The sequence below is a fragment of the Nitrococcus mobilis Nb-231 genome (genome assembly GCF_000153205.1).
GTDB lineage: Bacteria > Pseudomonadota > Gammaproteobacteria > Nitrococcales > Nitrococcaceae > Nitrococcus > Nitrococcus mobilis.
Genome location: NZ_CH672427.1, coordinates 2,883,092 through 2,906,387 on the forward strand (window position 1 = coordinate 2,883,092; position 23,296 = coordinate 2,906,387).

General features: G+C 57.7%; 20 protein-coding genes, 1 tRNA gene and 1 pseudogene. 12 read left to right on the plus strand and 10 right to left on the minus strand.

Features of this window, described 5'->3' with window-relative positions; translation table 11 throughout:
- Positions 1–59: 59 nt before the first annotated feature.
- From NB231_RS13130 to NB231_RS13135, 3 genes are all read left to right on the plus strand, one after another.
- Positions 60–317 carry a type II toxin-antitoxin system Phd/YefM family antitoxin gene (locus NB231_RS13130; protein ID WP_005003675.1) on the plus strand — a complete coding sequence of 86 codons (258 nt, stop codon included), beginning with the start codon at positions 60–62 and terminating at the stop codon, positions 315–317.
- A complete protein-coding gene (locus NB231_RS17925; RefSeq protein WP_084766336.1) occupies positions 305–622 on the plus strand; it encodes a type II toxin-antitoxin system RelE/ParE family toxin in 318 nt (105 codons plus the stop codon). The genes NB231_RS13130 and NB231_RS17925 overlap by 13 nt, the downstream gene beginning before the upstream one ends.
- A 477-nt stretch (positions 623–1,099) precedes the next feature.
- Positions 1,100–3,181, plus strand: a complete 2,082-nt coding sequence (locus tag NB231_RS13135) for a TonB-dependent receptor family protein (protein WP_005003678.1) — start codon at positions 1,100–1,102, stop codon at positions 3,179–3,181.
- A 234-nt stretch (positions 3,182–3,415) separates the two neighbouring features.
- Here the strand turns inward: NB231_RS13135 and NB231_RS13140 are convergent, their stop codons facing one another.
- The 5 genes and pseudogenes from NB231_RS13140 to NB231_RS17930 form a co-directional block, all read right to left on the minus strand.
- Positions 3,416–4,240, minus strand: coding sequence for an alpha/beta hydrolase (locus NB231_RS13140; RefSeq protein WP_040662406.1), 825 nt, complete (start codon positions 4,238–4,240; stop codon positions 3,416–3,418).
- A 641-nt stretch (positions 4,241–4,881) separates the two neighbouring features.
- Positions 4,882–5,592 (minus strand): peptidoglycan recognition protein family protein, encoded by a 711-nt coding sequence (locus NB231_RS13145; RefSeq protein WP_005003682.1) that lies wholly within the window; start codon positions 5,590–5,592, stop codon positions 4,882–4,884.
- 117 nt (positions 5,593–5,709) lie between these two features.
- Positions 5,710–8,859 (minus strand): hypothetical protein, encoded by a 3,150-nt coding sequence (locus tag NB231_RS13150; protein ID WP_005003684.1) that lies wholly within the window; start codon positions 8,857–8,859, stop codon positions 5,710–5,712.
- 589 nt (positions 8,860–9,448) lie between these two features.
- Positions 9,449–9,525, minus strand: a tRNA-Arg gene (locus NB231_RS13160).
- A gap of 407 nt (positions 9,526–9,932) precedes the next feature.
- Positions 9,933–10,718: pseudogene (locus NB231_RS17930) on the minus strand (IS5 family transposase); the annotation flags it as partial.
- A 323-nt stretch (positions 10,719–11,041) separates the two neighbouring features.
- On the opposite strand from NB231_RS17930, the gene NB231_RS13170 reads away from it, so the two are divergent.
- Positions 11,042–11,533 carry a c-type cytochrome gene (locus NB231_RS13170; protein ID WP_005003693.1) on the plus strand — a complete coding sequence of 164 codons (492 nt, stop codon included), beginning with the start codon at positions 11,042–11,044 and terminating at the stop codon, positions 11,531–11,533.
- Positions 11,534–11,606: 73 nt separating this feature from the next.
- Here NB231_RS13170 and NB231_RS13175 read toward each other — a convergent pair whose 3' ends face one another.
- Positions 11,607–12,488 (minus strand): ATP-binding protein, encoded by an 882-nt coding sequence (locus tag NB231_RS13175; protein WP_005003696.1) that lies wholly within the window; start codon positions 12,486–12,488, stop codon positions 11,607–11,609.
- A 147-nt stretch (positions 12,489–12,635) separates the two neighbouring features.
- Between NB231_RS13175 and NB231_RS13180 the strand changes: the two genes are divergently transcribed.
- Complete coding sequence (locus NB231_RS13180; RefSeq protein WP_005003698.1) at positions 12,636–12,875, plus strand: hypothetical protein; 240 nt, start codon at positions 12,636–12,638, stop codon at positions 12,873–12,875.
- Positions 12,876–12,913: 38 nt separating this feature from the next.
- Here the strand turns inward: NB231_RS13180 and NB231_RS13185 are convergent, their stop codons facing one another.
- Positions 12,914–13,129, minus strand: coding sequence for a hypothetical protein (locus NB231_RS13185; RefSeq protein ID WP_005003700.1), 216 nt, complete (start codon positions 13,127–13,129; stop codon positions 12,914–12,916).
- Between the two features lie 330 nt (positions 13,130–13,459).
- Here NB231_RS13185 and NB231_RS13190 point away from each other — a divergent pair, with 330 nt between their 5' ends.
- The gene (locus tag NB231_RS13190; protein ID WP_005003701.1) at positions 13,460–13,867 is read left to right on the plus strand and encodes a hypothetical protein; all 408 of its coding nucleotides are present in this window, start codon (positions 13,460–13,462) and stop codon (positions 13,865–13,867) included.
- A 1,168-nt stretch (positions 13,868–15,035) separates the two neighbouring features.
- Here NB231_RS13190 and NB231_RS13195 read toward each other — a convergent pair.
- Entirely contained in the window at positions 15,036–15,230 is a 195-nt protein-coding gene (locus NB231_RS13195; protein WP_040662410.1) for a hemin uptake protein HemP, read from the minus strand.
- A 172-nt stretch (positions 15,231–15,402) separates the two neighbouring features.
- Between NB231_RS13195 and NB231_RS13200 the strand changes: the two genes are divergently transcribed.
- Positions 15,403–15,822, plus strand: coding sequence for a DUF6524 family protein (locus tag NB231_RS13200; RefSeq protein WP_005003705.1), 420 nt, complete (start codon positions 15,403–15,405; stop codon positions 15,820–15,822).
- Between the two features lie 111 nt (positions 15,823–15,933).
- The gene (locus NB231_RS13205; RefSeq protein ID WP_005003707.1) at positions 15,934–16,569 is read left to right on the plus strand and encodes a hypothetical protein; all 636 of its coding nucleotides are present in this window, start codon (positions 15,934–15,936) and stop codon (positions 16,567–16,569) included.
- A 33-nt stretch (positions 16,570–16,602) separates the two neighbouring features.
- Here NB231_RS13205 and kynU read toward each other — a convergent pair whose 3' ends face one another.
- On the minus strand, positions 16,603–17,844 hold the full coding sequence (kynU, locus tag NB231_RS13210) for a kynureninase (RefSeq protein ID WP_005003709.1): 1,242 nt from the start codon (positions 17,842–17,844) through the stop codon (positions 16,603–16,605).
- A 102-nt stretch (positions 17,845–17,946) separates the two neighbouring features.
- On the opposite strand from kynU, the gene NB231_RS13215 reads away from it, so the two are divergent.
- Positions 17,947–18,858, plus strand: a complete 912-nt coding sequence (locus NB231_RS13215) for an isoaspartyl peptidase/L-asparaginase family protein (protein WP_005003713.1) — start codon at positions 17,947–17,949, stop codon at positions 18,856–18,858.
- A 21-nt stretch (positions 18,859–18,879) separates the two neighbouring features.
- On the opposite strand, the gene kynA is transcribed toward NB231_RS13215, so the two are convergent.
- A complete protein-coding gene (gene kynA / locus NB231_RS13220; protein WP_005003715.1) occupies positions 18,880–19,782 on the minus strand; it encodes a tryptophan 2,3-dioxygenase in 903 nt (300 codons plus the stop codon).
- A gap of 118 nt (positions 19,783–19,900) precedes the next feature.
- Between kynA and NB231_RS13225 the strand changes: the two genes are divergently transcribed.
- From NB231_RS13225 to cynS, 3 genes are all read left to right on the plus strand, one after another.
- Positions 19,901–21,142: a molybdopterin-dependent oxidoreductase gene (locus NB231_RS13225; protein WP_005003718.1), complete on the plus strand. Its 1,242-nt coding sequence runs from the start codon at positions 19,901–19,903 to the stop codon at positions 21,140–21,142.
- A gap of 13 nt (positions 21,143–21,155) precedes the next feature.
- Positions 21,156–21,491, plus strand: coding sequence for a hypothetical protein (locus NB231_RS13230; protein ID WP_005003719.1), 336 nt, complete (start codon positions 21,156–21,158; stop codon positions 21,489–21,491).
- Between the two features lie 284 nt (positions 21,492–21,775).
- Entirely contained in the window at positions 21,776–22,222 is a 447-nt protein-coding gene (gene cynS / locus NB231_RS13235) for a cyanase (RefSeq protein WP_005003722.1), read from the plus strand.
- Positions 22,223–23,296: the final 1,074 nt, after the last annotated feature.

A 23,296-nucleotide genomic window follows, 5' to 3' on the forward strand; every position in this document is an offset into this window, starting at 1 on the left:
GGTTCCCGTTGCGCAGGTAAGCGTTTGCAAATCGATAAGTGCTACTTTAGTAGCACATTATGCGCACTGAACTCGTCACGACATTGAAGCGAAAGGCCACTGAACTTCTGAGCGATCTCGCTCGGGACAAGGAGCCCATCTTGATCACGCAGCATGGCCTCCGTTCGGCGTATCTGGTTGATGTAGACAGCTACGAGAAACTCCAGGCAAAGATGAAACTGCTCGAAGGCATCGCTCGGGGTGAAAGGGCGGTAGATGAAGGCAGGACTCTCACCCATGAACAGGCCAAATTCAAGATGGGCTGGTGGCTGAGCTAGTGTGGTCGGAGCCGGCTTTGGCAGACCTGGATGCAATCGCAGACTACATTGCCTTGGAAAACCCGGCTGCAGCAAGACGTCTAGTCCGAAACATCTTCGATCACATTGATCAACTCGAGGCACACTCGGACAGTGGGGCATTTCCTCAAGAGCTCAAGGGTCGACGCTATCGACAGTTCGTCGAGCCTCCGTGTCGGGTCATCTACCGGCACGACGAGAAGCAACAGCCCGTTTTCATCCTCCACGTAATGCGAAGTGAACAGAAACTCCGTAGGAGCAAGCTGCGTAGAGGCCGAAAAAAGTGAAAATTAGCAATGCGCTGCAAGTGACCTCTGGTCCGCTGCGCGCTCCAGCCCAACTTGAATGCAAGAGGAAATAAGGTCAGGCGCATAATTTACGACCCCTCCTTTTTCCCTCGGCCTCCGATGGACCGCATATTGCTATTCCGTTAGGCTGAAGTTCCGTTAATTGGCGCGCAAGCCATTGAAATTATTGGTTCATGAAAATTTGTAGCCATGTAATGACATGCAATAATTTCAATAGATTAGCGTCGCTTCACGTAACTTCAGTTTAGTTGGCGCCCGCGCCAATTCCGGCCTCTTTTCGCCCCTGCGACAATTTGTCGCATTCCCAGTGCCCTGCTGTACTTGTAAATTTACGCGTTCGATTAGTTCCCGACTCTGCAACCGGATGACATGCACTCAAGGGCACGACACGCGTCCTTTGCCCGTGATTTTGTCTCGAGAAGAGAGAGACAGCGGAAATCAGAGGCCATAGATGAGATGACACACCGAAAATCCATCCTTTCCGCTATCTTCCTGCTCCTAGCGCTTCCGGCAGCAGCCGCTCAACCGGTAAAGCTTCCCGCCGTCGTCGTTAAAGGCTCCGCCGAGACCGATCGGAATTTCAGCCCGTCGCTGACATCGCCGGACATCGAAGTCGCACGGGAGCGTATCGAGCGCACGCCGGGCGGCGTGGATGTGATTGATGCGGAGGAATACAAGGCAGGTCGTGTGTCCACTCTTCAGGATGCGCTCAAGTTTTCGCCCGGCGTTTATGTGCAGCCGCGATTTGGCTCCGAGGAGTCCAGGCTTTCGATTCGCGGCTCCGGCCTACAGCGCACATTCCATCTGCGTGGCATTATGCTGTTGCAGGATGGCGTGCCCATCAATAAGGCTGACGGTGGCGGCGATTTCCAGGGGCTGGAACCACTGGCCACGCGTTACATCGAGGTTCAACGCGGCGCGAACGCACTGCAATACGGCTCGACCACGCTGGGCGGTGCGATCAATTTCGTCACGCCTACAGGCTACGATGCCGCGCCCTTTCAGTTGCGCGTCGAAGGCGGCAGCTTCAATTACTTGCGCGGGCAGGCCAGCGTCGCAGGCGTCAAGGGCGATGCCGATTATTATCTATCGCTCAGCCATTTCTCGCAGGAGGGCTTTCGCGACCACGCCGATCAGAACACCCAGCGTTTGTTCAGCGATGTGGGTTATCGCTTCAGCGATAATCTCGAATCGCGCCTGTATTTCTCCGGCATAATCACCGACTCGGAACTGCCGGGCACTTTGACCAAGGCGCAACTCAAGGACGATCCCCGACAGGCGAACGCATTCAGCGTGATGGGCGATCAGAAGCGCGACTTCAACCGTGCGCGTGTCGCCACCAAGACTACTTACCGTTTCGGCGACTCGCGCATCGAAGGCAGCCTGTTCTACACCTACGAGCATCTTAACCACCCAATTTTCCAGGTGCTGGACATCGAGTACAACGATTACGGCGCCTATCTGCGCTATATCTCGGAGGCTGAGCTGTTCGGCCGCCAGAATATTTTCACGCTGGGATTCTCACCCCAGCGCGGAACCGCGCGCGACGACCGCTTCGTCAATGTTGGCGGTCAGGAGGGTGTGCGCACCAACAAGCTCTTCCAGGTCGCCGAGAATTACACACTGTTCGCCGAAAACCAGCATTACGTGATCCCCAAGCTTGCCATCGTCGTCGGCGCACAATACACGCTTGCCCGGCGTAAGCTCGACGACCGCTTCTTCGACGATGGCGTGGATAACAGCTTTGATCGTAATTATTGGAACTTCAGCCCCAAACTGGGCGCGCGCTATGAGTTCACCCCGCACAATCAGATCTACGGCAACATCAGCAAGAGCTTCGAGCCACCGAGTTTTGCCGAGCTGGCGGGCGGCCCCAACGTCACACAGAACAGCGCGCAGAAAGCCTGGACCTTCGAGATCGGCACGCGCGGCGACACAGAATGCCGTTCCTGTCTGCCGGGTATGACGCACCTTGGTTGGGATTTGACCTACTATTACGCTGACGTAAAAGATGAATTACTCAGCCTGGTCGATCCCGCGACCGGCCTTCCGCTGGGCACCGTCAACGCGAACGACACCATCCACCAAGGTGTGGAGGTGGGTTTATCCCTGGAGTTCCTGAACCATCTGGCTTTGCGCAGCGCTTATCTTTGGAACGACTTCCGCTTCGATGACGACCCGGTCTTCGGCGACAACAAACTCGCCGGTATTCCCGAGCATCTTTTGAACACCGAGTTTCTCTATCAGCACGCTAGCGGATTCTATGCCGGCCCGAACTTTACCTGGTCGCCCTCCGACTTCGCTGTGGACCACGCCAACACCTTGTTCAACGACAACTACGCCGTGCTGGGCTTCAAGTTGGGTTACAAGCCCAGCACACTCCAGGGGTTCAGCGGCTTTATCGATATTCGAAACATCCTCAATAAGAAATATGCGGCCGATACTGGCGTGCTTGCCAACGCCAACGGAATGGACGCTGCCGCCTTCCTGCCGGGCGACGGTGTGTCGGCCTACGCAGGCATCGAGTGGCGCCTTTGAGGAAAAAGAGGACCCGAGAAGCTGGGGACTACCTTCGGATTTTAGCGGTTGCCGACTGGGGGTAATCCGACGGACTGCATGCGATGGTGACGCATCAGGAAGATTGCCCGTGCACAAAACCAGCGCAGTTTGGCACTCAGTCACTCGACACTTGTCCACGGCGCGATTTGCTGCACGCACCTTGCCCGGTTTCGCGAGACGAGCCATCGCACTCTACGCGGTAACGGCACTGGGCTAAATGAAGGTTCTCACGATATCGGTGAACTCTGGAGTACGCAAATAGCCATATGATTTGTGGTGAATACCACCCCAGTCGTTCATAACCAAATCGTCTTTAACGCGGACGTCCGCCGCGTTGGGTTCATAGTCGTCGCGGAGGTAGACGTCAAAGGCAACAGGATCTCTGCGGTCAGCTAGGTTGGTCCAACTCTGCACGATGCTCGGGGCTCTCACCAGCGAGCTTTCTTTTATGATCTGATATTTAACGTGCGGAAGCCCCAGTGGTGAGCCTATAGTTACGAAGTGCGTAATCGCGAGCTTCGGTTCCTCGCGCCCGAGTTCCCGTAGTGTGTCGTAAGCTATTATGGATCCCATCGAATGGCTAACCAGCATGATTCGCTTGTCGCTGTTTTTGCGTATTGCCTTTTTTAGGCGATCTCGCAGCTCCGTTCGTTTTGCTTTGTCAGTGTAATACTTGTGCAGGTCTTGGAGCTTTTTTTCTAAAACGTGGTCTGCAGCAGCGTCCAGCCCGACTAACTTCTTCGCCGCATCGAGAATGTCTCCCCCAAAATCCAACGCCTGCGCCCATAGATAATCCTGCCAGCTGTCCTTGTAGCGCTTTAGCGCACCGGGCTTTGCTGCTTTATAGAGGTCTGGGTTCGGGTCCGGATTATCGTACATCACATCGGCCCAATATACAGACTGGAAGTTAATCTCTTTCCGAGTAATTTTTTGATTCTTAGCCAGTCCTTCGAGGATGGCATTATTCCAACCTTCAGCCAACACTTCAGCCGGTGGTTTATTCGATAAACCATGTACACCGATAATGACATTACTCATTATTTATCTCCTTATTAGGGTATATTTTACAGTTTTTTAGAAATGCCATACATTCCCCACTGAAGCAAGGCTTGCCACCCTCCTCGAATACGCTTGCGGAAACTCAAAATTACCGTCGCTTAAAATCCTTCGTCATCTGGGATCGGCTTACAGCTTCTATTCTTCTGACTACGTATTACCCCCCTTGCACGCTCAGCACGGTTGCAGCTTTGCCTCTCGCCCATGGCAACATCTTGTGGGCGTGACAACACTCACGACGAACTTATCCAGCTTATGCTGACAAATTCCCTCTTGTGTTACTTGTATAGTAGAGAAGGTAGCAAATAATTTTTCTTTTTCACTACCGTTCATCGGTCAGGCTCGTTTAACCCGGAAAATTCATGAATCACACACGCCCTCGCTTGCCCCTTGAATCCACAAGAGCTTTTGCTCAGTCGGCCGTAATCACCGATACGCCACTCCTTCACAAAAACTCCTGTGAATCTAATTTGCTGCGCCAGCATCGCGCGGATTCATGAAATTTCCGGGTTAAGTTAGATAATCCCCGTGTGGGGCGTATTTTTGGATGCGTCCAAGCAGCTCTAGATCGGTCTTGGGTTCCATGGCTGCCATTGCCTTCTGGGATTATTCAAATCTTACAACTACGCTGCACTCACCGCGCGCAGGGCGGTCCATGTCCGAGGCCCGACGATGCCGTCTGCTTTGAGATCTTGCGAGCGCTGAAAAGCTTGGACCGCCGCCAGGGTGTTCTGGCCGAAGATGCCGTCCTCCTCCAAGATATGGCCGGCCCGGCTCAGCATGGCCTGGAGATGCAGAACAGGTTGGCCGCGCGCCATCAGCCTCAGCAGGGGCTCGGTCGGACGGGGGACAGTAGGTATTGCATCCGCCGTGTCCGAGGTTAATGGGCTCACAGTCGGGGCGAGGCTGGAGCTGCCATGCGCATCAAGCCCCAGCACTTCACGATACGGAAAGACCGGGCAATCCTTCGTCGAGACTTCGCGATGCCCGTGGAACGTGACCATGCCACCGTAGGCCGTGTCGATCTCGCCGCAGAGCCTGATCAGGCTCTCATATTGCGCCTTTGTGAAGCGTTCGGCGGTCAGTCCGTGTAGGCAAATGGCGATGGTTCCAGCGTTGTTGCCGGCCTGCGCGGCGGGGATGCGCTCGAGCGGCCGACCTTCTTGCACCGTGCCGTCCTTCTTGATGAAAAAGTGATACCCGACATCCGACCAGTTGCGGCTGTTGACGTGCCAATCGCGCATGACGCTGATATCGTCGTGCTCCGGCCGGTCGCTGGCGCTGCAATGGATGAAGATGCGATCGACCTCGCGGCCAGGTGCCTTGAATGTCATGGTGATCTCCTCTCCAAGAGGCCGCCGCAGCGGCGAGGCCTCCTCTCCTTGGGTTGTTCTTCGTTCGCAAACAAAAAACGCCCGCCCGCGAGAGCAGTCCGCCGGAACATAACAGAGCTACCCAAGCACCGCCACCAGGTACTGGATCAATACGACGCCGCCGACCCCTCCGAAAGGCAGCAAGACCGCCTTGACGACCGGCTGCTGGATGAACGGGACGAACGCGCCTTTGCGGAGATGGCGGATTTCCTCAACGAGCAGATGAAGTTGCTCGGCGTGCTGCCCCGGCACAGATGGATCTCCTTTGACCCGAACACACTCATCCGTTAGCCGCTCTATGGCCCATGAGCGGGCTTTCTCGGCCGCTCGCTCCAGAGCAATGCCGCAGGTGGCGGCGAAGACGAACAAAAGCGTGAGCACCAGGACAAGGCCGATCGGCATGTTCCAGTTATCGAAATAGGGAAGCCGCGAGAGGATCATGATCGACAAGACGATGAACGGAAAGACGATCAATTGACCAATCACTCCGGTTCGCTCCGCTATCAATTTGATCTTGAGCGAGGGCCCCAAATACGTTTCCTCCACTCGATGCGGTTGCGAGGGGCGCTCTATGATTTCCCGTTGCCACGGCTGATTCTCATCGGCGAGTTGTCTTATGAAGCGCACCGCGAGGCGGGTGGCATCCACTACAAAGAACACCAGCGCGACCATCATGCCCACGCTGATAATAAGCATCCCTTGATCGACCAGGTCGCTGATCTCACCGCGATAAGGTCGGCCCGGCGGCCCGAAGGTGCGGATTAACAAACTCCCAAGAAGCATAAACAAAACCCCGTAGAGAAGCGTCCTTTTGATACGGTTCCGGCACGAGCCCAGCGCCAAGTATTCTTGCCACAGGAGATCGACGCTGCGTTGGGCACCACTATTGCGCCCCCACCGGTGCAATGCCAGCGTCGACACCATCCCCAGCTCCCTGACGAGGTTTTTGGCTGGGCGGCGAGACAAAGAAAATTGCCGAGCTACGCGATCGTTGTCGATGTCGATGTCGTGCTTCGCCTTCCAGAAGAACACTAATGAGAGCACGCTAGCCAAGCCCCTGAGTAACTCAGTGGGCCAGATGCTGACGCCCTCGAGCCAGAGCAGCGGCTCTTCTGCATATCGATTCGAGTAAAGGGGGTAGCCGACCGCTAGGGCGAACAGGACGACCAGAAGCACAGGCGTTAGCACCAAGACGGGATGGGAGCGAATCTCGCGGACCAACGCGTGCATGGCCTGCGCCACGGATTCGCTCGCAAGGTACAGCAATCCCAACAGCAACACCGGCACCGCTAAGTACCAACCCACGGCCGGGAACGGTCGGCGGCGTGACGGATGGATGCTGAAATTATTGTCATTCGGGACGGTCAAGTCGATTGGGCCGCTGCGCCCGATTTCAAAGATTCGCGGCGAGTGAGCGATCAATTCGACAATGGTCTTTGGGTCTGGCGGGCGATCAGTCGGTTGCGGATGCTGCTGCAGGCGCTCCTCCGGTCGCTGCGTGATATTTCGTGTTTGAATGGACGTGGGGGGATCCAAAGCCAGCTGGGAAGCGGCATAAAACAGCGAGGTTTGGTAGCCGTCCCGGAAAGGGGGGATATCGCCCTGGAGCGCTGGGCTTAGCTTCAATCCAAAACCGGACGCTACGATGAGGTTTCTCGTCCATTCGTACTCGGCCGGATGGGCCAAGCGCGCGTCCAAATCCGTAGTGAAAAAAATGGCTCTGGGGAAGCGTTTTTTTAGGGCCTGCAAGAGCAATAGCTTGTCATAGACGTCGCTGCCGAGTACGCCGATCGCTTGGAGCGTTTGTTCCTTTGCCGCCAATTCCGCCTGCAGCGCGTAGAGGCTTTGGGAGAGCCGGTGCAGGTAGTCGAACTGGCCACGGCCCTCCGGGCGTTCGATTCGTTCGGCGTTCTCGGTTTTCTCCGTAACGCGTCTGGCATTTTGGCCCGCTTTTTCCGGCATGCCCGGGAGCTGACCGTCTATACCGCGGAGATAGCTGAAGCGGTGGATCCAGTTAGGTGGCTCGGCAAGGCGGCAAGCCTCTTCGTTGTCGGCATTCCCCTTGCTTAAGCCACAGTGCCAGTCTCGCACGACGCCGGTGAACGCTTCCGGCAAGGAGCGGCCATAGAAGCTATCCCATTCCGCAATGAGTGCAATATGATCCGTGTGAATTCCCTTATGCGGCGAAAACTGCAAGCCCTTCTTATTTTGTTCGCAGATTCTCGCCAGCTGATTTCGGCAGCGATTCTCCCCGGAGTTGCAAACGGCATTGACTCCGCGGCGCCTTAGTTCACATATCAGCGCTTCAGCCAGATCCTTGTCGGTCGCGATGGTCCGCAGCAAATGCGTTCCTGTCACTTCATTTCGAGGCTTCGGCAGGAATTCATCCGCGACCGTTGCGGAAGGCGAATAGATTTCCACTTCATTCGAAAGCGCCGATCCTTTGCTTTGATTGAGTTCCTGTGCCATCGCCTGGAGGGTGGTCGATCCGGCCGGTCCCAGGATTTTGAATTGCAGATTGGTTCGCCCTTCCCGCACGAGTTCGAGCAGCTCACTGAGCTTAGTAAGGGGTTCGTCGTGAAAGGCATCGTCGTCTAGCCACAAGAGCAGCAAAGGCGGTTGGGACTCGGTGTTCTGCGACTGGATAGGGCTGAACCATTCATAAGGGATGCGGCGTGGCAGCGGTTGCTTGGCATTTTCTTTAGCGTTATTGATTGCCTCGTCTGGCTCGAAATAGCCGATGTGCTCGGAATCGTCGGGGCCATACCCGGCCCGGCCCAAAGCGGATATGACGGCGTAGCGGCTGCGCAACCGCCATTCGCGATACTCGGCATAGGGTCCACCAAATACCATGACGCCCATGACGATAAGCTTTTTTTCCTTGCCGCCGCTGCCCGCTTGGTCCAAATAGGTGTTGATTTGAGATCGCAGCGCCTCGAAGGTATGCCGCGGGCCCCGCTGTGCCTGCGCAAAGGACTCTAGGTATTGATCCGTTGCCTGCTCGGCATCGCGGCCTTTGTACAAGGCTACTGCCGCGAACGGGTCCTGCCACAGGCGGGCCGGCACGTCCTCGGCGCTGTGGACAACCAGCTCCGTTTTCTCCCGCGGGGCGGCGGGTCGAGAGCCCTTCAGTGGAGCATGCTGATAGAGCGCGGCGCTGAGCAGCGCCAACAAAACAACCACTCCAGAAAGTGGTAAGGCCGGACCCGGTCGCTCCGGTGTTTCCATGCGGCGTCTCCCTGGCACCGCTCAAGGCTGCCTGTCCAAAGAATATAGTCTTCAGGGGGCGCCGTTGCGACCGGATGTGTTACTGAGGCAACTCCACTGCCGCGGCATCAAGTTGAATGATGGGTCTGTGGAAATGAGACGCGATGAGATGAGCAAGATATGGCCTGGCGAAACCGGATAGCCATCACGAATGACGAGCATGCGCGCCGTTTCGCCGACTATCCGACTCGGCGCCAGGCTACAGAATGGACAGGGTGGCTCCATTTCCTTTATCAGGGATTCTATTGCTTTCGCGCGGCAATCTTCCTGTTTTTCGGGCGTCGGAGCGAAAAGGATCTCTAGCCCGGGAGTTTCATAAATCCGCGCGATGATCGCGCAACAAATTGAATTAACAGGAGTTTTGTGAAGAAGCGGCGTATCGGTGACTACGCCCGACTGAGCAAAATCTTCTGTGAATTCAAGGGGCAAGCGAGGGCGTGTGCGATTTATGAAATTTCCGGGCTAGGTGTCAAGGAACCTGACATCTAGGCTGCTGAAGTAAGGACCAGCGCCTGGGTTGAGAGACAATACACTCGTTAAGTAATCAGTATGGCGCGCCCGGCAGGATTCGAACCTGCGACCTTCGGCTCCGGAGGCCGACGCTCTATCCAGCTGAGCTACGGGCGCCGCGCCACATTACGATACCGCTGAAGAGCGGCTGTGTCCAAGTGGAAATAATGCGCCCTGCGGCTGGCGAGTTGGCAACTACAGCTCATTTTATTATAGTAAACCGAATGTATATTTTTCTTGTTGCCGTATCGGCGTCGAAGTAGGAGGAATCTGATGAGTCAAGAGCAAGAGCAAGACCGGCAGTTTATTCGCAACTTTATGGCGGTCCTCGTTGCCCTGACGGTGATGGGAATCGGTTGCGGTGTCCTAGCCAATATCGTGGCAGGGTAATGCTGTGGCCGGTGCTTAAGGATCATTTTGATTAATTGACCCGTTCGCCCAACGCCCTTCGGCAAGCTCAGGAGTAGTTTGTCGAAGGGCAGGGCATGAATGGAAAATTTCAGGGCTTCCTTAGAGCCTGTTCGCAATCTTCTAATGAGCAGAACAAGGAACGCCAGATGGACGAACTGCAGACTGGTATTAAGCGTACGCGCGCAGTTCTTCCATAAGCGGCGGCATTTTTCCAGCCAGCCGAAGGAGCGTTCCACAACCCAACGCTGGGGCAGCACGACAAAGGTGTGCGCTTCGTTGCGTTTGACCACCTGTACCGTCGCCTGAAGCTTCTTTTGTACGGCTTGCGCAAAAGGGCGCCCCGTGTAGCCCCATCCACCAATACGCTCTGAATCGACTGCAGATTGGATGCGCAGCGATCCATGGCCGCCAAGGCCCCTTTGCGGTCGGTCACATCGGCCGTGGTGATCGCAATGGCATGCGGCAACCCTTGGGTATCCACCGCAATAGGGCGCTTGATTCTCGAGACCTTCTTGCCCGCGTCATATCCCTTGTGTTCAGCACTGTCCGTGTTCTTCACACTCTGTGCATCAACGATCAAGAAGCTCGTTGTGGCGCTGCGCCCCTGTTTGGTACGGGCCGCGCCAACCTGATTTTTTTAACGCCTGCTCCAGCAGGCTGCCACCCTCTCCTCGCGGTTCGCTCCACTTGGCAAAGTAGGAATGAACCGTGCGCCACTTCGGAAACTCGCTCGGCAACATCCGCCACTGACAACCGCTTTTGAGTAAATACAGGATCGCGCAGAACACCTCGTAGAGATCCACCGTCCTCGGTTTGGTGCGCTTGCGCGCACTCTCCAGTAAGGGCCTGATCTGTTCAAACTGCTCGCGTGTGATATCGCTTGAATATTGCTTCCTCACCCCCTCATTATCAGGGAGAAGAGAGATTATGAAGAGGCTCTTAGGAGGATCGGATGAGCCAAGAGCAAGACCGGCCGTTTACTCGCAACCTTATGACGGTCCTCGTTGCCCGGGCGGTAGTGGGAATCGCCTGCGGTGTCCTAAGCTAACGTCGTGGCAGGCGCCTACTTGGTGCTTCAGAGGGCGCAAGAAGTCAGGACCACGACAGGCGGTTTATTTGTGATTGCATAAGCGTTGATTGTTGCCTTGACTCTAGTGGCAAAAGTATTGCCGCGTCCCTGCTAATATGTATTGGCGGCTGCCTGGCTTTTTAGGAGGACGCGATGAGTCAGGAACAAGATCGGCGATTTATTCGTAATTTTATAGTCGTGCTCGCGGCGCTGGCTCTGGCCGGAGTATTGTTTGCCATCCTCGCCAACATTGTGGTAGACGATTTTGAACAGCCCGGGCAGCGAGCTCAGCAAATTGCCCGATTGCAAGCCGAATTGCAAGCCGAGCGCATGCAACCGGTCGGCCAAGTCAATACGACCGACGAGTCCGCGACGGCCGCCGGTGAGAGCGATGCACGTAGCGGTGAGCAGGTAGTCAAGCAGGTGTGCTCGGCCTGTCATACAGCCCAGTTCATGAACGCACCGCAGATCGGTAACAAGGCTGAGTGGGCGCCCCGTGCTAAAGAAGGCTTGGATACGCTGACAACGCATGTCTTGCAAGGGTTCGGTAATATGCCTCCGCAGAGCGGCTCTGTCAGCGAAGCGGAGGTGCGCGCTGCCATCGAGTACATGGTGGAGAACAAGACGGGTATTGATCTGAACTAGGTCGATGATTCTCTCTTCTACCTCGCCCCGACCTTCGGTCGGGGCGTTGTTTTATGGGCCGGGGACCTGACAACTATATTTTTTCCTTCTCGCGTAAATACTGCCGGCCTGCCCAGTCCCGCGCGAATTGCCAGGCGACGCGGCCGCTGCGTGAGCCACGAGCGAGGGCAAAGCACAGTGCGGCCTGGCGGACTGCCTCCGGTTTATTTATGGTTACACCGAGCTCCGCCAGCCAACTGAAACAGATATCCAAATAATTCTCTTGATTGAATGGGTAGAAAGAGAGCCATAAGCCGAACCGCTCGGACAGCGAGATCTTCTCTTCTACTGCTTCCCCATGATGAATCTCACCATCGATATTACGTGCCGCCTCATTCTCGCTCAGGTATTCGGGCAGCAGATGCCGCCGGTTGGAGGTCGCGTAGATCAGCAGGTTATCCGGCGTTGCCGTCAGCGACCCGTCTAAGGCCGCCTTGAGCGCCTTATAGCTGGGGTCACCGGCCTCGAAGGAAAGATCGTCGCAGAAAAGGATGAACCGCTCGGTCCGGTCATGGATCGGTTCCATGATCTGTGGGAGATCCACTAAGTCGTGACCTTCCACCTGAATCTCCCGCAACCCTTGTTCGGCATATTCGTTGAGCAGTGCTTTGATCAGTGAGGATTTGCCGGTACCGCGCGAGCCCCAGAGCAGGACGTTGTTGGCGGGCAACCCGGCGAGAAACTGTCGGGTATTGCGGTCGATTTCAGCTACTTGCTGCTCGATATTGCGCAAGCTCTGAAGCCGGATACGGTGTGGATGTCGCACCGGCTCCAGGTAACCCTCTCCGGTGTCACGGCGCCAGCGAAAGGCAATCGCATCATCCCAGCACAGTGCTCTTCGGGTCGGCGGCACGAGGGCCTCAAGTCGTTCCAGCAAGCGCTCGGCGTGGGTGAACACCTGTTCGAGCTTGTCCATTGAGTACCCCTAATTCTGTTCTCGAGCGAGAAGCAGTTTGCGCGGCGGCCACACCTGGAGGGGAAAGAAGTTTGAATAATCTCTTGACTGATGCGAATAGTTATCATTACATAAGCAGGTGATTCGATAAGCTACCGGAGATAAGCGATGCACTACCGGATCGATGCGTATTTGGTGCATGGTAATCCACGGCTACAGATCAAGGAGGCCGAGTCCGGCACCGTTCGTTTGGTGTGGGACTATCCGAAGCGGCCAGAGACCAAGCCGGACTCCGAGCAAGCACTTGCCCAGTCGCTTGCTACAGAAGAAGCGCTCCATAAGCTGTTTCGAGGTCTGTTTCTGTTGACTACCACTCAGTATCTCAACAGCCAGGTTAAGGGTGATTGAGCTTTTCGCCAAGCGATGAGTGCTTTCCATTGGCAGTACTAACCCGCGTCGATCTGTCGCTCGGCCCGCCGCGCGGGCAGCACGATGGTGATCGCGAGACCACCGTGGAGATTGGCGGCGCCGATCCGCCCGTCATGCGACGTTACTGCACGGTGGGCAATGGCGAGCCCGAGGTCGTAACCACCGCTGTCAATGGTCTCGATCCGTGCCCAGCCATCCGGCCGCTCGCCGAGCTTGCGGCGCAGATTGCTCACGTGCTACGTCTATGTTGCGGTCAAAGGGTTGCAGGGGTGTCCTACGGCTTTACGAGAGATATCGTCGCGCGACACCGGGTATCCGACCGCCCGCAGCAGTACCGCCAATACGTCGAACTCCGCGCTGGTGAGCTCCGCCGATGCCCCGCCGCACTCATGGCGGCGTCCGGTAATGGGTGCCGTCGTAGCGTATTGAAGTCGCGTTTGAAATCTGTCACCTCGGTTCAGTATCTCGGCCGCCCACATCATGCTTGTGGCTGTGCGGGAGGCGGCTCGTGCTGGAGTAGTGAGGTTGAGGCGGGCATTTGACGCCCTCGAGGGAATCGAGTAGTGCTCGACACGCTCAAGTACAGCAAGCAATTACAGCAGGCGGATGTTAGCCGGGAGCAAGCCGAAGCGCTGCATGAAGCGGCCAGCGAATCGGTGGCGGCACGCGCACAGCTCGAAAGCGTGGGGCTGGAGCTAGTCGGTCGTATCGACCATGCGGTGCAGCGCCTTGATGCGAAGATGGACGCGCTGCGCTCCGAGCGCATGAGCGCAGAGCAGCACCTGGACGCCAAGATCGATGGTGTAGAGCAACGCCTGGACACCAAGATCAATAGTGGAGGGCAATGCTTGAACGCCAAGATCGCAGGTGTCGATCTCAAGCTAAGCGCTGAGATCAGGCAACTGCGCTGGATGATGGGTGTATTGGTCGCGCTCAATGCAGCCATTTTAGTTAAGCTGCTGCTCATCTGAGTATTCTATTAATTTCTTCAGCAAATCATGGACTGTGTGGTGATCGAGGTTATGCATATAGTGTGCACCTCGCGGTCTGCGTTCTGATGTTCACCTGGTGGCCACGGGCAAATCCGACGAGGATGTCGGTGCTTCTCGTTATTCGTAACCAAGCAAGCAACAAAAAAGCCGACCTGTGGTCGGTTTCGCAGTCATGCTGAGCTGAGCAAGTGCTTCACTATCTGGCTAGAGCTCCAATTATTTGGCCGCTATTTTTTTAGGGGCGGCGAGTCCCTGCTGCCAAGCCCCGTTGGGCCATTCTGAGTTTTAATTTTGCCTTTACTAAGCCTGCCGAATTGTTGACTCACCCACCAAAGCACGTCTAGCGTCGAAATTCTGGTGACTTCGTCACGGTGTGACGTAATAGCATGATAACTGGCTCAAATATCGGTTGGCATGGGCGGTAGCAATTCCCGGTGATCGAGTCTTTGCTAGGTTTCGCGCTGCCCGGTAGGGTCCGCTTTTTCTGTGGGCACGACAACCTGCCACCGTGGTGGTGGCGCCGTCGCTCGGGAGCTGGTGGGCTTTATCTGGGATATCGTCGGCCAGAAGATGGCAAAGCGCGCGCCCCAGTCAGACCACTAAGGCACTCGCACCACGGCAAACCGGGAACGAGTTCGTATCTTCCCTTGGCGCATTCAGTGGCTTGGGAACAGCGTAAGTGGCTCGACGTTGAGCAGGGGTCGTCAGTGCTACGTGCGCCTTGCACGCACGGGCGCTGTTCGCTCGCCGGCGGGCCGCCGGCGAAAGTATATCCATCCAGTCGATAGCATGCATGAAACCACATCAACACCTCTTCGCCGGAGCCTTCGTGGCGGCATTGCTAGGCGGACTTGCGCTGTTGCTCTCTTACCCAAGCCCATAGCACGCGGCGGCTACCGTGGCCCACTGAGGCGACTGGATAAGCGCGGGCATAACCTCTTTTCATCGTGGCAGTGCGCAGGGGCACATGCAGCAGGTGTGCGAAAGGGGTGCCGCAGCGGTGCAAGGCGCAAAGAGAAAAATTGCTGGCTGGCCGAGCGTCCCTGCCCTCGGCTGGCTGGCGACCACCAATAGTCACGGATGTGGATAAAGCGGGGTTGTTGCCGTTTTTCTTGCTTGCTGAATAAGCGATGTGCGGTTACCTGGTTTACACCTCCTTGGTAAGAATCAGCCGTTCGTTGCGGGTAAGTCGCAGAATATAGCGCTCGCCGTGGTGATTGATGGCCACGGTACGGTTGCCGTGAAAGAGATCCCGTGTATCGAGGCCTGGCGGTAAAATCGGCGGTTCAGTGCTTGCCTGATTGCGGGATCGGCACAGGGTTTCCATTTTCCTGGTGGCCATGCTATCTCCTCCTGTTGACTTGAATGATAATGATTTTTGTTATCGTGTCAACCGCCCCTCCTATACCGCGAAGACACGTCAGTGCGATGGCGTAATTCCTCACGTACAATTCGTCCGCATACCCTCGGGCCGACCGAGTCGGCCCATGTCCCATACTCCCGGAAGGTTTCGCATGGCTTCGAATTTCAGCTGGAACGGATTCTTGATCCGCTTCGTAGCGGCACTGATCCTGGTCTTCGCGACCTACAATCCGGAACACCTATCCTATTTCCACTGGGTGGTCACGAATCGCGATACACAGCAGTTGGCGCTGAAAGTGTTCACCGGCGTGGTGCTGCTGATCGGCTGGACGGTATTCCTACGAGCGACCCTGCGCTCACTCGGCCTGATCGGCACTGCGCTCGCGGTTGCTTTTTTCGGCACTTTGCTGTGGGTGGTGATCGATTTCGGCTGGGTGGCAGCGAACAACAGGCGGCTGATGAGCTACCTGTTGCTGCTTACACTGACGGCGGTGCTGTCTACCGGAATGTCTTGGTCGCACATTCGTCGGCGCATGAGCGGGCAGGTGGATGTCGACGACGTCGATGAGTGACGGCGCGGACCGAGGTTATTTTAAGGAAACCCTGCAGTCAGATTGATTAGCCAAAGAAATACAAACGGAATATCCGCAATGCCGAACTCGCGCCCAGAGGAGTGTCGAATAATGAAGCATACCCACCGCGCGGTTATGAGCTACGCAGTCGGGTTAATGCTATTGCTCGGAATAGCGGCAGCAGCACACGCAGCGCCCATTACCCTAGTCGACCGGCAAAACCAAGGAACCGTTGACGGGACGAACGGCGGCGCGAGTTTCGGGCAGTCGTTCACCCCCACCTTGCCGGCCATCGATGCGATTGAATTCTTTATGGCCGGTCTGGGCCAAACCGTCATGGTGAACATCCTCGACGGCTTGGCCGGCGCCGACGGCCTAGGCGGCCCCGTCATCGCCACCTCGGATCCCGTTACGGTGTTCACCCTGAGCGGCCCGCAGAACATCCACTTCGATTTCCCCGCCCGAGTCGCCCTGACACCGGGGCAGCTCTACGTCGCGCAGCTGTTCACTCCGGGCGGGATCGAGGGCGTTAGTTGGACTACCGGTGATGCCTATGGCGGCGGTCAATTCCTGCAGGAGGGGCTCGCGTCGAGTGATTTTGTGGCGCGAGATCTGATCTTCGCCGAGGGCCTGACCTACTCACTTTCGCTGCCCGAATCGAGCTGGCTCTTCAGCCTGGGGCTCTTAGGCGCAGGACTTGCTACTCGGCGCCGTCAGCCGCCGCCCAATACATGTGCGGCCGCGTGATTAAGGCACACGGACCACCGCTGGAGCCCCGCTTCAAGTCACGGTGGCCTTGCGTTTGAACTCAGGCTTGTTCCAGGCCTGACTCGCCATGACCCGGTGCAGAGCGGCCACCGCGTCCCAGATATCGACATAGCGCAGATAAAGCGGCGCGAGGCCGAAGCGCAGAATGTCGGGGGCACGGAAATCGCCGATCACGCCCTCGACGATCAGCGCCTGGATGATGGCATAACCCTGCGGATGCCGAACAGCAACCTGGCTGCCACGTCGTGTCGAGTCATGCGGACAGGCATGCTCGAAGCCGAAAGCCGCGCACTCCTGGTCGAGTAAGCGCAAGTACAAATCACCCAGGCGCCGGGACTTCTCGCGCACCAGCTGCAGGTCCGCCTCCAGCAACAAATCGACGCCGACCTCCAGCGCGGCGAGCCCCAACACCGGCGGCGTCCCGACGAGATGACGCTCGATCCCGGCGGCCGGACGATAATCCGGTGCGAACGTGAACGGTGCCGCATGCCCCATCCAGCCGGCGATGGTCGGCTGCGCGTCCCGTAGATGGCGCCGGGCGATAAAGAGATAGGCGGGCGCACCGGGGCCGCCGTTAAGATACTTATAGCCACAACCCACCGCCATATCGACCCCGGCCGCATTGAGTTCGATGGGCATCGCACCGGCGCTATGGCTTAGATCCCAGAGCGTGAGGACGCCTTTTGCTTGTGCCTGACGGGTCAACGCAGCCAAGTCGTGGAGGCGTCCGCTGCGGTAATCGACTTGGGTCATCACCAGCACCGCGACTTTCTCGTCCAGGGCGTCGGAGAGCTCGTCGGCATGCACCAAGCGCAGCTCATGGCCTTGGCCCAGCAACTCGATGAGTCCCTCGATGATGTAGAGATCCGTGGGAAAGTTGGTACGCTCGGAGACGATGATCCTGCGCCTCGGGCGCAGGCGCAGCGCCGCGGCGAGCAGCTTGAAAAGATTGATCGAGGTCGAATCCGCGGCGATGACCTCGTCATCGCGCGCACCGATCAGCCGGGCGATCTTGGCACCGATGCGCCGCGGCATACCGATCCAGTCGTGCCTGTTCCACGAGCGGATTAGGTCCTCACCCCATTGCACCCGCACGAGCTCATCAAGCCGCTGTCGAGCACCAACCGGCAACGCCCCGAGCGAATTGCCATCGAGATAGATGAGGCCGCTTGGCAGCTCGAAGCGTCCGCGCAACGTGCCGAGCGGATCTTCGCGATCGAGCCGTTCGCAATCATCTCGGGACAGGCCGTACATCAACTGGTCTCCCGCACCACCGCTCGATTCGCCTCGAACGGTCTATCTTCGATACGCTCTAGGAAATTGGAGCCGAACGGCGTAACCGTGTAAAGAGCGAACATGGCAACTCGGCACCGCTACAGCATCGGCATTCACGGCGGCGCGGGTAACCGTCCCGCGCCGGCGGCCAACATAGGGCTCATCAGGGAAAGCCTGAGAACGATCCTGGAGCAAGGCAGCGCCCGACTCGCTGCCGGCGCGACGGCGCTTGACACCGTCGTGCATTGCACCCGCCTGCTCGAAGATGATCCCCTCTATAACGCCGGCTACGGTAGTGTTCCCAACTCGGCCGGCCGCTTCGAGCTGGAGGCGTGCGTGATGGAGGGGCGGACCCTAGAGGCAGGTGCAGTCACTTATGTCGAGCGCATCCGCAACCCGGTCGAGCTCGCTCGCCGAATCATGGAGCAGACACCGCATGTCATGCTCGCTGGACGTGGAGCCGGCGACTTTGCCGCAACCAACGGCATCGCAACCGTCAGCCAAGCCTACTTCCAAGAGGGTTGGCACAAATACGGCCGGGCCGACGAGCATGGCTACGGCACGGTCGGGGCGGTGGCTCGGGACTGCGCTGGCAATCTGGCCGCCGCCACGTCGACCGGGGGGCAAAAGGGCAAGCGGCCGGGCCGGGTGGGTGACAGCCCACTCGTTGGCGCCGGCACTTATGCCGACAATGAGGGCTGCGCTGTCTCCTGTACAGGATGGGGCGAAGATTTCATCCGCACGGCGTTGGCCGCTTACCTTGATTTTCTGATCGTCCGTGAAGGCCTCGAGGCTCATACGGCCGCCCGGATCGCCATCGAATATCTGGTCGCAAAGGTCAACGGCAACGGCGGTTTCATTCTGGTCGATCGAACCGGCGCGATCGCCACTGCCCAGTCAAGCACGTATTTGCACTGTGGCTGGATCGAACACGGCGGCAAGCCAACGACCGCTTTGCGATCACCCATCCAGATCGCCCGCGCAGAAGGTTGACCGCCGGCGCTTCAACAAGCCCTACAAAAGGGTACGTACCGTCCACAGCTCGGGGAAGAAACGCAGGTCGAGCACTTTTTTCAAATAACCCACGCCCGAGGAACCGCCGGTGCCGCGCTTGAAGCCGATGATGCGCTCCACCGTCTTCATGTGCTCGAAGCGCCAGCGCTGAAAAGCGTGCTCGAGGTCGACGAGTTTCTCGGCGAGTTCGTAGAGATCCCAATGGTCCTCCACATTGTGATAGACGCTTTGCCAGGCGGCTTCGACCCGTTCATCGGGTTCATAGGGCTCGCTCCAGTCCCGCTCGAGCTTTGCCGATGGTACTGGCAGGCCGCGGCGATGCAGCAGCCGGAGGGTTTCATCGTATAGACTTGGGCGCTCCAGCGCCTGTTGCAGACGCGCGTATACGGCGGGGTCATTGTGGTGGACTTCGATCAGGCGCCGGTTTTTGTTGCCGAGGAGAAATTCGATCAGCCGGTACTGGTAGGACTGAAAGCCCGAGCTGTGGCCGAGCGTGTCGCGGAAGCTCGAGTAGTCGGTAGGGGTCAATGTGGCCAACACGCTCCAGGACTGAATGAGCTGGCGCTGGATGGCCGCGACCCGGGCGAGCATCTTGAACGCTGGTCCGAGCCGCTCCGTACGCACGCAACCCAAGGCGGCGGACAGTTCGAAGACAATGAGCTTCATCCAGAGCTCGCTCGTCTGGTGAATGGTAATGAACAGCATCTCGTCGTGCTGGCGCGATAGCGGCTTTTGGCAGCCTAGCAAGCGATCCAAGCAAAGATACTGCCCGTAGGACATCTCGGCACTGAAATCCCAGTGAATTGCCTCATCACCGAGATCGACGACCCGCGTAGGCGGGCCGGAACTCTGACCGGCCTTGCTCATGGCGTCACGCTCATCTCCCTTGCGGCCGCTGCCCATCGGAGCTCACCTCGATTATCCCCGCAGTACATTCAGTCTATGCTGCAAGAAGCCGCACTCGAAATGCATCCCAGCAGAAAAAGAGCGAAACGGGCCTGATTATGAGGAGGATTTGGGCATGAAGCGGGATAAGGACAAAGAAGCGGTGGACCAGAGCCGACGCGCTTTGCTGCGCACCGGCGCCCTATTCGGAGGCCTAATGCTTCTGGGCGGCGGCGCGGGCAATGCATTGGCCACGACGGTGCGTCTACCTATGGCCAATGGAGAACGCCCGCTGGCACGCTATCCGCAGAAACGCGCACTGCTCGTGCTGACCTCGCGTCCTGTACAGCTCGAGACCCCGATGGCGGTCTTCAACCAAGGGGTGATCACCCCCAACGATGCGTTCTTCGTGCGCTGGCATCTCGCCAACGTGCCGACTCGCATCGACGGGCGCCGCTTTACGATCCGTATTCACGGGCGAGTTAAACAGCCGCTGGAGCTCACCCCGGCGCAGCTCGCAAGCGATTTCGAGCCGGTCGAGCTCACGGCCGTCTGCCAGTGCTCCGGCAACAGCCGCGGCCTGTTCGAGCCACGGGTAGCGGGCGGTCAATGGGCCAACGGCGCCATGGGCAATGCTCATTGGAAAGGCGTGCGCCTGCGTGAGGTTCTCGATAAGGCCGGCCTCAGAGCTGATGCGGTACAGGTCCGCTTCAACGGCGCTGAGGGGCCAACGTTACCTCAAATTCCCGACTTCATGAAATCCTTGGACCTAGATATGGCGCGCAGTGAGGACGTGCTGATCGCCTATGCGATGAACGGCGCACCGCTGCCCTTGCTCAACGGCTACCCCCTGCGCCTGGTGGTACCGGGTTGGTACGCGACCTATTGGGTGAAGATGCTCGATGAGATCGAAGTACTCAATCATGCGGATCAGAGCTTTTGGACCGCCAAGGCCTACCGCGTTCCGGCCAATGCCTGCGGCTGCTTGAAGCCCGGCGAGAAAAACGTCCCGCTGGTTCCGATCAGCCGCATGAACGTACGCTCCTTCATCACCAGTGTGGCCGACGGCGCGCAGATCCCCGCAGGGCGGAAGCTCGAAGTGCGTGGCATCGCCTTCGACGGCGGATTCGGGATCAAGCGTGTACTCTTCTCCAGCGACGGCGGTCGCCACTGGTTGGAGGCCCGCCTCGGTAAGGATCACGGCAAATACAGTTTCCGCGAGTGGCAAGCCAGCTTCCGGCCGCACAAGGGGCAGTCCTACTCACTCCTTGCCCTGGCAATCAACACGATCGGCGAAAGCCAGCGCTTCACGCCACGGTGGAACCCGACCGGCTACCTGCGCAACGTGGTCGAAACCGTCAAGGTCAGCGCCGTCTGAGGAGAATCGCGCCATGCAGCACATTGGCAATCGTCTTGGATATCGCTTGGCATCGAGTATCGGTTGCGTCTTCCTAGCCCTGCCGATTCCCGCATTCGCTCTGGCGTTCGGCGCCGTTACGGTGAAACTGCCGCCGGCGGCCGAGCTCCCCGGCCAACCGCCCAGCGTGGCTCAGGCCTGCGGGATCTGCCATTCTGGGGATTACATCACCACGCAACCGCCGCTTACACAGCAGCAGTGGAAGAGTGTGGCGACCACAATGGTCAACCGTTACGGCTGCCCGATCTCCACGCAGGACATCCCGATCATTACCAAGTGGCTGGTCAAGGTTAACGGTAAAAACAGATGACACTGGCCACTTCAGGCATGGCCGTGTAACCCCGAATCATTTTGGGGCATAACTGCACAATTTGAGTGCAAAACAACCCACCCAGAAACCCTGCCCAAGCAATAGTTCGGTCACGGACGCCGCTCAGGGCCATGCAAGGCCATGCGCGCCTCATTGGCACGGCATTTGTTAGTACTTAACTCAGCCACGGCGAATTATGATTCGCCCGCAACCAGTCGACCCGGGCACCGCAATCCGTGGCGAGTCGGCCCATCGAGAATCTCTCAAACAACAGGAGTCGCACCATGGACAAACAAGCTATGCGCGCAGCCATCCTCGAGGCCAAGGCCCAAAAAGGCATCACCTGGGAACAGCTGGGGCAAACCATCGACATGTCACCGGTATGGACGGCTTCGGCCTGTCTGGGCGAGAACAGCATGCCGGCGGAACTGGCGCGCGAGATCTGCCATACTTTGGAGCTTTCCAGCGAAGTGGCTACCGCGCTGCAAGAATGCCCTCTCAAAGGCAGCAACAGCGAAGAGACCGTGCCACGCGATCCGCTCATCTATCGCCTCTACGAAGTCATGACGGTCTATGGCGAGAGCATCAAGCAGGTCATCCATGAAAAATTCGGCGATGGCATCATGAGCGCCATCGACTTCACCCTCGACGTCGACGTGGAAAAGGATCCCAAAGGCGACCGGGTGGTATTGACCTGGAACGGCAAGTTTCTCCCTTACAAGCGTTGGTAACAACGACCACGGCCCCATCTGCTGCCGGCGACAGCATGCCGATGGGGCCCATTTATCAGCGCGGGCAAAGATCTCCCCAGCGCTGAATCCACGCGCCGCCACGGCGGTCCGTGCCGGCGGCGCGTCTTGCATGCGTCCACCTGTATAAAGGGTACGCAACACGCTTTATCCCACCGCGACGAGGCTAAAATTTATAGTGTAGGGACGCAAAAAAGTTGCGCACGGAGCAGGGCGCCGGCCTTGCACAGCATCGCTGTTCAGCACCCGGTTAAACGCTCCCAAGGGATTGATTTAGCTCTTATCGAGAAGATAATTGATCCCGGCCGTAACCGAAAGCCCTTGGTCGGGAAATCGGTATTGCCCATGGGGCACCTCGAAAAGCCTGTTTGCCGTTCGCTGGTAGAATTCACTCATTCTGAGCCACGTACGGGTTGAGCGCCATGCAGCGGCAACTCGAATGAATTTTACCCGGCTGTCAGATGTCAGCGGTTGGGTTCTGGATAATCGAGGGCCTGCCGAAAATCGAAGCTCAACAAATCCCCAATCCAAGCGCTTAGCTCGAGTCGGGGTCCGAGGCCGGCTGCACCAGTGCATCGAGCAGATAGTACTTGCCTAAGAATTAGGCTTTACAAGCATACGGTGGAATGCCGCCAAGCGGGGTGCGACAATTTGTCGCATTTACTCATGCCCCATAGCAAGCCATCTTGTAATAGAATCCCGCAATGTCGAACGGCGCACGCCATGAGCACTGGCCGCCGAATTCGAAAACCGCTAAAGAGACACTTGGCAAACGCACGACCAACCCGATTCATAGCGGTTGAATCCACTAACAGCCGCTGGTGAAATTGGAATGAATCGGCGTAGCCGGCAGCGTTCATACGGCGCCCTGCGCAACCAGGAGATAGGATGGCTAAGAAACTGCTGGCGAGTGCATTGCTCGCCCTGTCGGGGCTTGTCTTCGCCGACGAAGGCGTAAGCATCGATCAGGCCTGGATCCGGCTGCTGCCGGCCGAACTACCGGCGGGCGGTTATTTCGTGCTCGATAATCATACCGATCATACGATCACCCTAGCG

What these genes read in the sequence shown, in the direction of transcription:
- NB231_RS13225 (WP_005003718.1), top strand. Translation starts at nt 19,901, where the DNA reads ATGAAGCGGGATAAGGACAAAGAAGCGGTGGACCAGAGCCGACGCGCT.
- cynS (WP_005003722.1), top strand. Translation starts at nt 21,776, where the DNA reads ATGGACAAACAAGCTATGCGCGCAGCCATCCTCGAGGCCAAGGCCCAA.
- NB231_RS13180 (WP_005003698.1), top strand. Translation starts at nt 12,636, where the DNA reads ATGCACTACCGGATCGATGCGTATTTGGTGCATGGTAATCCACGGCTA.
- NB231_RS13205 (WP_005003707.1), top strand. Translation starts at nt 15,934, where the DNA reads ATGAAGCATACCCACCGCGCGGTTATGAGCTACGCAGTCGGGTTAATG.
- kynU (WP_005003709.1), bottom strand. Translation starts at nt 17,844, where the DNA reads ATGTACGGCCTGTCCCGAGATGATTGCGAACGGCTCGATCGCGAAGAT.
- NB231_RS13135 (WP_005003678.1), top strand. Translation starts at nt 1,100, where the DNA reads ATGACACACCGAAAATCCATCCTTTCCGCTATCTTCCTGCTCCTAGCG.
- NB231_RS13140 (WP_040662406.1), bottom strand. Translation starts at nt 4,240, where the DNA reads ATGAGTAATGTCATTATCGGTGTACATGGTTTATCGAATAAACCACCG.
- NB231_RS13215 (WP_005003713.1), top strand. Translation starts at nt 17,947, where the DNA reads ATGGCAACTCGGCACCGCTACAGCATCGGCATTCACGGCGGCGCGGGT.
- kynA (WP_005003715.1), bottom strand. Translation starts at nt 19,782, where the DNA reads ATGGGCAGCGGCCGCAAGGGAGATGAGCGTGACGCCATGAGCAAGGCC.
- NB231_RS13230 (WP_005003719.1), top strand. Translation starts at nt 21,156, where the DNA reads ATGCAGCACATTGGCAATCGTCTTGGATATCGCTTGGCATCGAGTATC.
- NB231_RS13170 (WP_005003693.1), top strand. Translation starts at nt 11,042, where the DNA reads ATGAGTCAGGAACAAGATCGGCGATTTATTCGTAATTTTATAGTCGTG.
- NB231_RS13145 (WP_005003682.1), bottom strand. Translation starts at nt 5,592, where the DNA reads ATGACATTCAAGGCACCTGGCCGCGAGGTCGATCGCATCTTCATCCAT.
- NB231_RS13130 (WP_005003675.1), top strand. Translation starts at nt 60, where the DNA reads ATGCGCACTGAACTCGTCACGACATTGAAGCGAAAGGCCACTGAACTT.
- NB231_RS13175 (WP_005003696.1), bottom strand. Translation starts at nt 12,488, where the DNA reads ATGGACAAGCTCGAACAGGTGTTCACCCACGCCGAGCGCTTGCTGGAA.
- NB231_RS13150 (WP_005003684.1), bottom strand. Translation starts at nt 8,859, where the DNA reads ATGGAAACACCGGAGCGACCGGGTCCGGCCTTACCACTTTCTGGAGTG.
- NB231_RS13195 (WP_040662410.1), bottom strand. Translation starts at nt 15,230, where the DNA reads ATGGCCACCAGGAAAATGGAAACCCTGTGCCGATCCCGCAATCAGGCA.
- NB231_RS13200 (WP_005003705.1), top strand. Translation starts at nt 15,403, where the DNA reads ATGGCTTCGAATTTCAGCTGGAACGGATTCTTGATCCGCTTCGTAGCG.